At 44.6% G+C, this 12,173-nt stretch carries 13 protein-coding genes and 1 pseudogene; 5 read left to right on the plus strand and 9 right to left on the minus strand.

Going from position 1 to position 12,173, the window contains the following annotated elements:
* Positions 1–119: 119 nt before the first annotated feature.
* Positions 120–502, plus strand: a pseudogene (locus AB4384_RS16110) (DDE-type integrase/transposase/recombinase); the annotation flags it as partial.
* A gap of 50 nt (positions 503–552) precedes the next feature.
* Here the strand turns inward: AB4384_RS16110 and AB4384_RS16115 are convergent.
* The gene (locus AB4384_RS16115; RefSeq protein ID WP_102319813.1) at positions 553–783 is read right to left on the minus strand and encodes a pyocin activator PrtN family protein; all 231 of its coding nucleotides are present in this window, start codon (positions 781–783) and stop codon (positions 553–555) included.
* 552 nt (positions 784–1,335) lie between these two features.
* Between AB4384_RS16115 and zur the strand changes: the two genes are divergently transcribed.
* A complete protein-coding gene (gene zur, locus AB4384_RS16120; RefSeq protein WP_372129810.1) occupies positions 1,336–1,794 on the plus strand; it encodes a zinc uptake transcriptional repressor Zur in 459 nt (152 codons plus the stop codon).
* 17 nt (positions 1,795–1,811) lie between these two features.
* Positions 1,812–2,273, plus strand: a complete 462-nt coding sequence (locus tag AB4384_RS16125) for a chemotaxis protein CheX (RefSeq protein ID WP_017059940.1) — start codon at positions 1,812–1,814, stop codon at positions 2,271–2,273.
* Between the two features lie 153 nt (positions 2,274–2,426).
* Here AB4384_RS16125 and pgi read toward each other — a convergent pair whose 3' ends face one another.
* Positions 2,427–4,079, minus strand: coding sequence for a glucose-6-phosphate isomerase (gene pgi / locus AB4384_RS16130; RefSeq protein WP_102319812.1), 1,653 nt, complete (start codon positions 4,077–4,079; stop codon positions 2,427–2,429).
* Between the two features lie 326 nt (positions 4,080–4,405).
* Between pgi and AB4384_RS16135 the strand changes: the two genes are divergently transcribed.
* Positions 4,406–4,825: a secondary thiamine-phosphate synthase enzyme YjbQ gene (locus tag AB4384_RS16135; protein ID WP_065677852.1), complete on the plus strand. Its 420-nt coding sequence runs from the start codon at positions 4,406–4,408 to the stop codon at positions 4,823–4,825.
* Positions 4,826–4,942: 117 nt separating this feature from the next.
* On the opposite strand, the gene AB4384_RS16140 is transcribed toward AB4384_RS16135, so the two are convergent.
* Genes AB4384_RS16140 through AB4384_RS16150 form a run of 3 tightly spaced genes read right to left on the minus strand, consistent with a single transcriptional unit; the run spans position 4,943 to position 8,634 of the window.
* A complete protein-coding gene (locus tag AB4384_RS16140; protein ID WP_102319811.1) occupies positions 4,943–6,148 on the minus strand; it encodes a BamA/TamA family outer membrane protein in 1,206 nt (401 codons plus the stop codon).
* 2 nt (positions 6,149–6,150) lie between these two features.
* Positions 6,151–7,236, minus strand: a complete 1,086-nt coding sequence (gene alr, locus AB4384_RS16145) for an alanine racemase (RefSeq protein ID WP_017059936.1) — start codon at positions 7,234–7,236, stop codon at positions 6,151–6,153.
* Positions 7,237–7,242: 6 nt separating this feature from the next.
* The gene (locus AB4384_RS16150) at positions 7,243–8,634 is read right to left on the minus strand and encodes a replicative DNA helicase (RefSeq protein ID WP_016767560.1); all 1,392 of its coding nucleotides are present in this window, start codon (positions 8,632–8,634) and stop codon (positions 7,243–7,245) included.
* A 176-nt stretch (positions 8,635–8,810) separates the two neighbouring features.
* Here AB4384_RS16150 and AB4384_RS16155 point away from each other — a divergent pair, with 176 nt between their 5' ends.
* Positions 8,811–9,695: a DUF481 domain-containing protein gene (locus tag AB4384_RS16155; RefSeq protein ID WP_017071573.1), complete on the plus strand. Its 885-nt coding sequence runs from the start codon at positions 8,811–8,813 to the stop codon at positions 9,693–9,695.
* A gap of 180 nt (positions 9,696–9,875) precedes the next feature.
* Here AB4384_RS16155 and rplI read toward each other — a convergent pair whose 3' ends face one another.
* The 4 genes from rplI to rlmB form a co-directional block, all read right to left on the minus strand.
* Positions 9,876–10,328 carry a 50S ribosomal protein L9 gene (gene rplI / locus AB4384_RS16160; protein WP_010434182.1) on the minus strand — a complete coding sequence of 151 codons (453 nt, stop codon included), beginning with the start codon at positions 10,326–10,328 and terminating at the stop codon, positions 9,876–9,878.
* A 38-nt stretch (positions 10,329–10,366) separates the two neighbouring features.
* Positions 10,367–10,594: a 30S ribosomal protein S18 gene (gene rpsR / locus AB4384_RS16165; RefSeq protein WP_000090472.1), complete on the minus strand. Its 228-nt coding sequence runs from the start codon at positions 10,592–10,594 to the stop codon at positions 10,367–10,369.
* A 112-nt stretch (positions 10,595–10,706) separates the two neighbouring features.
* Positions 10,707–11,096, minus strand: a complete 390-nt coding sequence (gene rpsF / locus AB4384_RS16170) for a 30S ribosomal protein S6 (RefSeq protein WP_004741278.1) — start codon at positions 11,094–11,096, stop codon at positions 10,707–10,709.
* A 277-nt stretch (positions 11,097–11,373) separates the two neighbouring features.
* Positions 11,374–12,114 carry a 23S rRNA (guanosine(2251)-2'-O)-methyltransferase RlmB gene (rlmB, locus tag AB4384_RS16175; protein WP_017063180.1) on the minus strand — a complete coding sequence of 247 codons (741 nt, stop codon included), beginning with the start codon at positions 12,112–12,114 and terminating at the stop codon, positions 11,374–11,376.
* Positions 12,115–12,173 lie beyond the last annotated feature (59 nt).

Here is a 12,173-nt window from a genome sequence, read left to right on the forward strand (position 1 = left end):
CAAAGTGCGATCCCGCCCTGCTATTAACCCCACATTCAAACACCATTACTTTCACATACGTTTTTACGTTTTAATTGCGCTATTTCATTTGGTGCATTCCACTATGAAGAGCAATCAACGGTAACCACTATTTGAAGTATTTAGCGGTTGTTATTGATCTTTTAGCTCGTAAAGTGATTGGTTGGTCGATGTCTTTATCACCCGCTCCTCGGTTAACAGGTAAAGCTCTTTCGATGGCTAATGAGTCACGTGGTAAGCCCAGAAGTGTCACGTTCCATAGCGATCAAGGTAGTCACTATACCAATCGTAAGTACCGCCAATTACTGTGGCGTTTTCAAGTCAAACAGAGTTTATCTCGCAAAGGAAGTTGCTGGGATAATGCGCCAATGGAGCGCTTCTTTAGAAGTGTAAAGACGGAATGGGTCCCAACGGTGGCCTAACGCACAATGAATCAGAACGATTATATTGGGAAAACTCTAAAACCGTGACCAATTTTAGTTGACCACTACAGTAAGAAAGAAGCAGATTAGTGAAAAAGAGGGATTAGCGCAGCTACCTGCGTTTTGAGTCTACGAACTTAGCCAGATCTTCCAGATGAACCACCAACTTTGCCTTTTGCCCTTCCCCCATAGCCACGACAGGAATGAGCAAACTTCCCGAAAGGTAATGACGCCTTGCAACTCTATAGGTAACTCCTAAGTACTCTTCACAAAGCTCTGAGAGCGGGATAAGGACCTTTCCATGTTGCTTTAGAAGCAAATCAAAAGTTGAGATTCTTTTCATAGCCTCGATCTCCAGTTATCTACTGGTTATACTATGAACAATGATTTGAAAAGTTTGGCAAAATAGCAGGACGTTTTTACGTGTTTCGACTTTGACTAGCAGATTTATGATATGAAAAGTTAACTATGGGCACTCAGTGGGCACAAACCAATAATTAAATATTTGTAATTCATTAGGTTAGTTAAAATTCGCTACTATCGAGCATTGGAGCGACAGACAATCTACATGAATGTGTCATGGTAAAGTACCCTGGTAGCGAGTCAAAAAAATATGCTGGAATACCCAGCAAAAGCAAGGTCGGCTATTGTAAATGCTATGCCCAGTTTGTGCTATATGAACTTTACCTCACATTTTTTATTTAAACCTATTCACCAAACCTCTAATTCAGCCTCACTAATCAGTTATGCCTTGAGTCACACTGTCATTTTGAGTTACCTTGTCTTATTCAAAGTCGTGGGTCACAATACGCTCTGTACCTGACTTTAATAGAAATCATTGGCTCCCAAAACGTAGTAACCTAGAAATAAGGTTTGATTAGGGATGTCCGATTGAATGGTGAAAAATTTGGACCACACATTAATAGAGCAAGTTGAAGGGATATGCGCATCGCGAGGCGTTAGATTAACACCTCAAAGAAAGCGAGTGTTTGAGCTCATCCTCTCTAATAAAAAAGCCTCCAGTGCTTATGAATTATTAGAGCAGTTGAAAGTCAGTGAACCGCAAGCCAAGCCACCTACAGTATATCGCGCTTTGGATTTCTTGTTGGAGCAAGGTTTCATTCACAGAGTTGAGTCAACCAATAGCTTCATATGCTGCTGCTCTTGCAATGCCAACAAACATTACTCCCAACTACTGATCTGCGATAAATGTGGCACTGTGATAGAACTGCAGGACGATGCGCTTGTCACCCTACTCGCCAGTAACGCTGAGAAGCATGGCTTTCAATTGACGAATCATGTCATTGAATCGCATGGCATTTGCCAATCTTGCTCCTCCGAGATGAAAGAATAAGATTATAGAAGAACATTATGCGCGCTGAATTTGTAAACCCGTTTTTAGCTTCTTTGATGAACGTATTAAAAACGATGGCTTCTCTAGAATTGAAGCCACAAAAACCGAGAGTTAAGAAAGATGAAATCGCTCGTGGTGATGTATCCGGCCTAATTGGTATGGTGGGTACACAATCTCGTGGCTCTATGTCGATCACCTTTGATGAAGGTCTCGCTCTCGAAATCATGGAAAACATGCTTGGTGAACGACCAAACGGCCTCAACGAAGAAGTGACCGATATGGTGGGTGAAATCACTAACATGGTGACTGGCGGTGCGAAACGTATTCTTGCGGAAAGCGGTTTTGACTTCGATATGGCAACACCAATCGTGGTTTCCGGTAAAGGTCATACGATTCGTCACAAGTGTGATGGGGCAATCATCATCATGCCTTTCTCATCTCAATGGGGTAATGCTTTCATCGAGATCTGTTTCGAATAACAGCTGTTTATTTCTAGCAGTACTGAGTATCAACTCAAAGAAGGTTGGCATCATGCCAGCCTTTTTTATTACCTGCGATTTAACCAATGCTTGCTATACAGATACAAAAGCGCCAACCCGAAGGTTGGCGTTTTTTTGGTGCTATCAACTCAATTAAGCTTTAAGCGCTTTAAATGCGTTGATTAGACCGTTAGTTGAGCTGTCGTGAGACGTTACTTGAGCATCGTCAGTAAGCTCTGGAAGAATTTGGTTTGCTAGTTGCTTACCAAGTTCTACACCCCATTGGTCGAAGCTGAAGATGTTCCAGATAACGCCTTGAACGAAGATCTTGTGCTCGTACATCGCGATTAGGTTACCTAAAGAGCGAGGGTTGATTTGCTTAACAAGAATAGAGTTCGTTGGACGGTTACCTTCAAATACTTTGAAAGGTACAAGCTCAGCCACTTCTTCAGCTGTTTTGCCAGCCGCTAGGAATTCAGCTTCCACTGTCTCTTTTGTCTTACCGAATGCTAGTGCTTCAGTTTGAGCAAAGAAATTAGACATCAACTTCTGGTGGTGATCAGATGCTGGGTTGTGGCTGATAGCAGGAGCAATAAAGTCTGATGGGATCAGCTTAGTGCCTTGGTGAATCAGTTGGTAGAAAGCATGCTGACCGTTTGTACCAGGTTCGCCCCAGATGATAGGACCTGTTTGGTACTCTACCGGGTTGCCTTCACGGTCTACAAACTTACCGTTTGATTCCATGTTGCCTTGCTGGAAGTAAGCTGCAAAACGGTGCATGTACTGGTCGTAAGGTAGAATTGCTTCTGACTCAGCGCCGTGGAAGTTGTTATACCAAATACCGATAAGCGCAAGGATTACTGGAATGTTGCTTTCAAACTCAGTTGAAGCAAAGTGGTTATCCATCTCGTGAGCACCTTCTAGTAGCTCAACGAAGTTATCGAAGCCAACAGATAGTGAGATAGAAAGACCGATTGCAGACCATAGTGAGTAACGACCACCAACCCAGTCCCAGAATTCGAACATGTTGTCAGTATCAATACCAAACTCAGCGACCGCAGTTGCGTTAGTTGATAGTGCTGCGAAGTGTTTAGCTACGTGTGCGTTGTCACCCGCTTCAGCCAAGAACCAATCACGTGCAGAGTGCGCGTTAGTCATTGTTTCTTGAGTCGTGAATGTTTTAGATGCCACTAAGAATAGCGTTGTTTCTGGATTAAGAGGCTTAAGTGTCTCAACGATGTGAGTGCCATCTACGTTAGAAACGAAGTGCATGTTTAGGCGAGTTTTGTATGGCGTTAGTGCTTCAGTCACCATGTATGGACCAAGATCCGAACCGCCGATACCGATGTTAACTACATCAGTGATCTCTTTACCTGTGTAACCTTTCCACTCACCAGAAACGATGCGGTGTGTGAACAGTTCCATTTTTGCTAGTACAGCGTTAACTGCTGGCATTACGTCTTTGCCGTCAACCATTACTGGCTTGTCGCTACGGTTACGTAGAGCAGTGTGAAGTACTGAACGACCTTCAGTCTTGTTGATTGCATCACCACCGAACATTGCTTCGATTGCAGACTTAACTTCAGTCTCGTTCGCAAGAGCAAATAGGTGCTGCATAGTTTCAGCATCGATAAGGTTCTTAGAGTAATCCACTAAGATGTCAGAACCGAAACGAGTAGAAAAGCTCTCGAAACGCTTTGCATCTTGAGCAAACAGCTCTTTCATATCCATATCTTGAGCAGACTCAAAATGTGCCGTTAGAGCTTTCCACGCTTGTGTTTGCGTTGGGTTGATATTTTTCAACATGGTATCTATCCCGATGTTACTGTAGGTTTTATTCTAAACGTCACCTGGGTGATGAATAGAACCCCCGATTAGGCGAAAGTTTATATTTTTCTGTGATGACCAAACCGCGTCACCACTGAAAGATTCTTTGTAATTTTTTTTCACGACGTATTATGCCGCATATGAAGAGCTGTACCTTGAGATAAATCAGGATTAGATTTCCTGACAGAAGAATCGGTACAGACTCTAGCTCTAACATAATTAAATGTGAGCGATACCTGATAAATTCAAGTTCAAAAGATAGCGTTAAACCACTTTTTTTCCAAATACATTATAAAGGATGGCGTATGTGGATTCAGAAGACTATACACCTAAATGCACGAAAGCGTGGATTTCATCTCATTACTGATGAAATTGAACAACAGATACACGATATCAATTCTCTATCTGTTGGTTTATTACATCTTTTTATCCAACATACCTCTGCCAGCCTCACGCTAAACGAGAACGCTGATCCTACCGTCCGTAACGATATGGAGTCGCACTTCAATAAGTTTGTCCCAGAGCGAGCGCCCTACTACAGACACACCTATGAAGGTGATGATGACATGCCTGCCCACATTAAAGCATCGACACTTGGCACCAGTGTGACAATACCAATTAGCAATGGTCGTTTAGCTTTAGGTACATGGCAGGGCATTTACTTAGGAGAGCACCGAGATTGTGGTGGAAGCCGAACTGTGATTGCTACGATGCAAGGTGAGTAGACTGCTTGAAAACAAGATCTCCTTAATAAAAACAATATCTTGTTAATAAAAAAGAGTGGTGTGTTTCCACGACCACTCTTATCAAGATAGTATTTGGCCTACTGTAGGCCGAAAGCTTTAGAAGGGCTGGTTTATCATAACCCTAAAGGTTCCTTCATCACCGCCTCGCGCTAATTCTGCACGAACAACAATGCCTTCCACTTGAAAACGAACCGCGCCGCCTAAGCTCCATTTCATATCGGTGTGCAATTCTTTGATATCGTACTCATCGGCAACGCGCCCTAATTCAGCAAACGCTACCCATTGCCACCAAGGCAAATCGTAGTAATTAATCAGCGGGATATCACCCAAAGGTTGCCAGTCAGGAATCACTCGGTACTCAGCAGAATAATGAACCGCAGAACGTCCGTGGTAACGACCTCCGGTATAACCTCGTAAGCGATATAAACCACCAAGTCGAGCTTGTTCAGTTTCCGGTGGACGAGCACAATCTTGCCCAGAGCAGTTATCCCACGTTGGCGTGTCAGCGGTATAGAAATCAAATGCTAAAACTTGTTGATCGAACAGGTCCCCTAAAGGACCTAAAGCAAAGTACTGGCTATTTTGGAAGGTCCACTTAAGCCACAAGTCATCGTTAGACCAACTCTCTGCGCCAGTGGTGAACTCAAGGTTAGTGTGAGAACCTCTGGTCGGGTTGCGTGTGCTATCACGGTTATCCCAATCAAACGCCAAACTAAAGCCTGTTGCCTCCTCGGTATTATTTAAACCTTCCAACTCACGAGCAGTATAAAAAGGCGTAAATAGAATCGAACTGACACCCGATTCGATTGGCGAAGCAAAGCTCACATCTTTGATTGGCTGAAAAGCACCGAGTAAACCGTGTTCTGCAACGTTGCCCCAAGGTAGCAAATACTTAAACTCAAACTGATAGTTTTGCTCTAAGCCATCAGCAATGGTTTTGTCATCGATAGATGAATCATTATCGCCTTGAGAACCAATGTAATACGGGTTGTCGTTGAAGCGCGCTTGATACATCTGAGTGCTAAACAATACGTTCTCAGACAAGGCATAGTTAAAAGCCGATAGAAAACCGACGTAACTGTCTTTGTCTGAATAGAGTGCCATACCAAACAGAGCGGCTTGAGGTTGCCAAACACCCTTTGCGACACCCGCAACCCCAAAGGTGTTACCCATGGTTTCGGTGCTGAAGTAGAAAGGAACAAAGGCTGAATCTTTTTCTTCACTTAGAACAGAAGAAGAAAAGCTGACACCAGTTACTGCCATTGCAGACATTAACCAGTATCGAGAAGTTCGCTTGAACATATCTATTTTACGTATTCCATTGCCACGCGAGACGTCAGTTTAGTCACGAGCTCGTAAGCGATAGTGCCGATATGTTCAGCCACTTCTTCTGAGGGTAAGTCTTTACCCCAAAGCGTCGCCTCGTCACTCACTTTATCCGTAGCATCAGGACCAAGGTCAACTGTTAGCATGTCCATGGACACACGCCCTGCGATTGGTACTTTTCGTCCATTAACGAATACTGGGGTGCCGTTAGGTGCAGTGCGAGGATAACCATCGCCGTAACCAATTGCGATAACACCAACCTTGGTATCACGCTCACTGGTCCAGTTACCACCATAACCCACACTTTCACCAGCCTTCACATCACGAACCGCAATTAAGTGTGAAGTCAGAGTCATCACCGGCAAAAAGCCCAGCTCTTGCGCTGATTTATCAACAAACGGAGAAACACCATAAGAGATGATTCCCGGACGAACCCAATCAAGGTGGCTGTCTGGCCAAGCGAGTAAACCCGCAGAGGCAGCAAGTGAACGCTCCCCTTCACAACCTTCAGTAAGCGACAAGAAAAGCTCTGTCTGTTCAACGGTGGTTGCTCTATCCAGTTCATCAGCACAACCGAAGTGGCTCATGTAACGTAGAGGTTTGGCAACATTCGCACATTGATGCAAACGCTCAACAAAGTTTTGGTATTGCTCAGGGCGAACACCTAATCGGTGCATACCACTGTCGACTTTTAGCCATACCACAACGGGTGTTTCCAAATCCGCATTCTCTAGCGCGCTTAATTGCTCTTCACAATGCACCACCGTTTGAATGTTATTGGTCACCAAGATTGGCAAATCGCCCGAAGAGTAAAATCCTTCCAGCAACAAAATAGGTTTAACAATGCCACCAGCACGAAGTTGTAACGCTTCTTCAATACGCGCCACACCAAAAGCATCAGAGCTTTTTGAATGCTTGGCTATATGCAGTAAGCCGTGTCCGTAGCCATTGGCTTTCACAACAGACATGACCTTGCACTGAGGAGCCTTCGACTTTATCTGGTTCAGGTTATGTTCGAGCGCGTTTAAGTCAATGCTCGCCGTCGCCGCTTTCATGTAAGTCATTAGCGATTACTCATCATCAAATGCAGGGCCTGCATAGTTATCAAATCGGGAGTGTTGGCCTTGGAACGTAAGACGAACCGAACCGATCGGACCGTTACGTTGCTTACCAAGGATGATCTCAGCAATGCCTTTCAAGGAACTATCTGGGTTATAAACCTCATCACGATAGATGAACATGATCAAATCGGCATCTTGCTCAATCGAACCTGATTCACGCAAATCCGAGTTTACTGGGCGCTTATCAGCACGTTGCTCTAGGGAACGGTTAAGCTGAGAAAGTGCCACAACCGGAACGTTGAGCTCTTTTGCTAACGCTTTCAATGAGCGAGAAATCTCGGCGATTTCAAGAGTACGGTTATCAGATAACGAAGGTACACGCATTAATTGAAGGTAATCTATCATGATCATAGAGATACCATCGTGTTCACGAGCGATACGTCGAGCACGAGAACGCACTTCTGTTGGCGTTAGACCCGAGCTGTCATCGATATACATATTCTTCTTATCCATCAGAATACCCATACTCGACGAGATACGAGCCCAATCTTCATCATCTAGCTGACCAGTACGAATCTTGGTTTGGTCTACGCGAGAAAGTGACGCAAGCATACGCATCATCAGCTGTTCGGCTGGCATCTCTAGCGAGAAGATTAAAACCGGTTTGTCTTGCTTCATCGCCGCGTTTTCACACAAGTTCATCGCAAATGTGGTTTTACCCATCGATGGACGAGCAGCAACAATAATTAAGTCAGAGCCTTGTAGACCTGCTGTTTTCTTGTTGAGGTCGTTGAAGCCAGTATCGACACCTGTCACACCATCTTGCGGCGTTTTGTATAGGATCTCGATACGTTCTAGCGTCTTCTCTAGAATGCTATCAACGTTTTGTGGACCTTCGTTTTCACTTGCACGGCCTTCGGCAATCGCGAAGACTTTACTTTCAGCAAGATCAACCAGCTCTTCCGAAGTACGACCTTGAGGGTCATAACCAGAATCAGCAATCTCATTCGCGACACCAATCAGGCTACGAACAAGTGCACGTTGCGCTACGATATCCGCATACGCATTGATGTTTGCGGCACTTGGTGTGTTTTTCGCTAAGTCAGCAAGGTAAGCAAAGCCACCCACTTCTTCAAGTTGCTCACGCAGCTCTAAATGTTCAGAGAGTGTAATAAGATCCAGAGGAGAACTTTCTTCAAGGATATCCTTTACCGCTTCAAAGATCAGACGGTGAGGACGGCTATAAAAGTCTTTGGCCACAACCTTTTCGGCAACTGTATCCCAGCGTTCGTTATCTAATAACAAACCGCCAATAACAGATTGCTCAGCTTCTAATGAATGTGGCGGGACCTTGATGGCGTCCACCTGATCGTTGGCTGATTTCTGACTTTTGGTATCCACTATGACTACACTCAATAACTAATAATGATCGTTCATTATACCCAAGAACATCCGTTTGTAATCCGATCCTATGAGTTTGTTTTATTCTTCAGGAAGAATTTACCTATTGCTGACGGAATTAACCAAGGGTAGCATTACGATCCTGCCATTCACTCACTGTATAACTAGAGGTATGCGTGTCCAAATTATTGGCTCTGAGCACTGGTCTTCTAAGCACTGGTCTCCTGAGCGCTCCGATGGCCTTAGCTGATGATGCTAAAGACTCTGTTGATGCAATCCTCGACTCTATAGTAGTTTCAGAACCTACTTCTGAGCCGATCGTCGTTGCACCGACACCTGAAGAAAAAGATATGGATATCGCACCGAGTGATACAAGTGATACAGAACTACCGAGCCCGCTAAAAACGGAAGTCGAATTTGGATATCAGTCGCATACTGGTAACTCTGATTCACGAGCGCTTAACGCACGCCTTAACGGTGAGTACACGGCTGGCCGTCATAGAACCAGTGGTGAATGGAAATACTACAACCTCTACAAAGATGGCGAAGAAGATAAAAGGCAATCGACTTACTCAGCTCAGAGTGACTACAAGTTAAGCCCTAAAACCTACCTTTACGGCAGTTTCAAAGGAGTCGACTCGAGATACAGTGCTTACTTTAAGGACTACACAATTTCGAGTGGTCTGGGTTACCAGTTTTCGAATACCGAAGAGTTTGTATTGGAAGTCGAAGTGGGCCCAGGTTTTCGTTACCAAGAGCCAAACCTCGATGAGATCGACGATGATGACATCATCTTCCCAGAGATTGTTGAAGAGGCAATTTTCCGTGGCAACGTGAATACGTCATGGCAGGTGTTGAAGAATTTGCAGCTCAAGGCAGACGTGACGCTTGTCTCTGGTCACAGTAACCTAAAGTTTGATACTGAGTTAGAAGCCATCAACGATATTACTGACAATATCGCGCTGAAGATCGCTCACTCTCGCCAGTACCACGATAAAGTGCCTGAAGGCTTAAGCAAACAAGACTCTGTTCTATCGATCAACTTGCTCTTCCAGTTCTAATCTTAGGCCACCTCTAACCTTGAGAACAACTTGTTCAGCAATAACAGCTTATGGATCACCGTAAGCTTTTTACCTACTGTAGCCCTTCCTTGTACTTTCCTATATTCCAGACATAAAAAAACACCAGCCGAAGCTGGTGTTTAAAACTTTCAAAAGAAAGAATTCGTCTTGGTACTGAAATTACTCAGCTGCAACGATAGCGATTTTCGCAGTAGCAAAAACTTCAGAGTGAAGTTGGATGCTTACTTCGAATTCGCCGATGTTACGTAGAGCGCCTTCAGGTAGGCGTACTTCGCTCTTAGCTACTGCAACACCTGCCGCTGTAATAGCGTCAGCGATGTCACGAGTACCGATAGAACCGAATAGTTTACCTTCGTCACCAGCTTTAGAAGCGATTGTAACGCCTTCTAGAGTGTTAACGCTCTCTGCACGAGCTTCAGCAGCAGCTAGTTGCTCAGCAACTTTAGCTTCTAGTTCAGCACGACGAGTTTCGAACATAGCAACGTTGTCTTTAGTTGCCATAACTGCTTTACCCTGTGGGATAAGGAAGTTACGAGCGTAACCAGATTTAACGTTTACTTGGTCGCCAAGGCCACCTAGGTTACCGATCTTATCAAGTAGAATAACTTGCATTATCTTAGTCCTCTTAAACTATTATTAACTATTACCGATTACTGATGCTTGTCAGTGTAAGGTAGTAGAGCTAGGTAACGAGAACGCTTGATAGCGCGAGCTAGTTGACGCTGGTACTTAGCGCTTGTACCAGTGATACGGCTAGGTACGATTTTACCAGCTTCAGTGATGTAGTTTTTAAGAGTTGCTACGTCTTTGTAGTCAATCTCTTGTACGCCTTCTGCAGTGAAACGGCAGAATTTACGACGACGGAAGAAACGAGCCATGGGCTATCTCCTGATCTTAAATTTAGTAAAGCGGTCTTTCACAATTATCGAAATAACTATCAATGACCTAAAACAAGTTGAGAATTTTTTAAGGCGTTAAGCCAAAAAAGAATTACTCAGCAGCTGCTTCTGGTTTAGCTTCTGTACGCTCTTCGCGACGAGGAGCACGCTCTGCACGCTCTTCTTTTTGCTTAAGCATAATAGATTGCTCAGTCACAGCGCCTTTAGTGCGCATGATCATGTTACGTAGAACTGCATCGTTGAAACGGAAAGCAGTTTCTAGCTCGTCAATCACTTCTTGACCAGCTTCAACGTTCATAAGAACGTAGTGAGCTTTGTGAAGCTTGTTGATTGGGTAAGCCATTTGACGACGACCCCAGTCTTCTAGACGGTGGATAGTACCGCCAGCTTCAGTGATAGAACCAGTGTAACGCTCGATCATGCCAGCAACTTGCTCGCTTTGATCAGGGTGAACCATGAATACGATTTCGTAATGACGCATTTGGTTGCTCCTTACGGATTATTAGCTTCCACGAGTGGCCCGGTCGTCCAGAGGAAGCAAGGAACTAAAGATAAATGACCGAGTTTTAAGGACGGCAAATGTTATAGAAAGAACCCGGTATTGGCAAGCGCTATTTGGTGAATAATGAAACAGTTTTTCTGTCGCCATCTAGCCATCCGACAAACCGATGGATTTTGCTATAACAGCCTAAAAAGAAACGCCCACCAGCAAGTGGTGAGCGCTAATAAATTCATAGACTTAAAGCAGCGTTAACGCATTACTGAGCTAAACGCTGTCTTACCGCTTCGAACAGGCAAATACCCGACGCCACAGAAACATTTAAGCTCGATACGCTACCTGCCATTGGAATCTTAATCAGATCATCGCAAGTTTCACGAGTTAAACGACGCATACCGTCACCTTCTGCACCCATAACTACCGCAAGAGGACCCGTTAGCTTCGCTTGATAGATATCATGCGTTGCTTCACCTGCCGTACCCACAAACCATACGCCCTGCTCTTGCAGTGCACGCATTGTGCGAGCTAGGTTGGTTACGCGCACGAGAGGAACCGTTTCAGCTGCGCCACATGCTACCTTGCTTACCGTTGCTGTTAACGGCGAAGAGCGATCTTTAGGTACGATAACAGCAGCGACACCTGCGGCATCCGCGTTACGTAGACAAGCGCCTAGGTTATGAGGGTCTGTTACGCCGTCTAGAACTAACAGCAAAGGCTGTTCGTGCTGCGCTAGGATATCGTCTAGGTGAGTTTCATTAAGCTGCTTAGCAGGCTTCACCTTAGCAATAAGACCTTGGTGATTCGCACCTTGTGCTTTTTCATCCAACGGCTTACGACCCATCTGTTGAATCGACACACCAAACTGTTGCAGTTGGTTCAGTAATGGAAGAAGACGCTCGTCTTGGCGACCTTTCAATACATACGCTTCGATAAAACGTGCAGGATCTTTTTCTAGTACGGCTTTCACCGCGTGAATACCGTAAATAAATTCGTTACTCATTGTCTCAACTTACTCTTATTGCTCAGAGATGAATGACATCAATGCCGATGTGTCCACCT

The sequence above is a fragment of the Vibrio sp. 10N.261.51.A4 genome, assembly GCF_041471945.1.
Lineage (GTDB): Bacteria > Pseudomonadota > Gammaproteobacteria > Enterobacterales > Vibrionaceae > Vibrio > Vibrio crassostreae_C.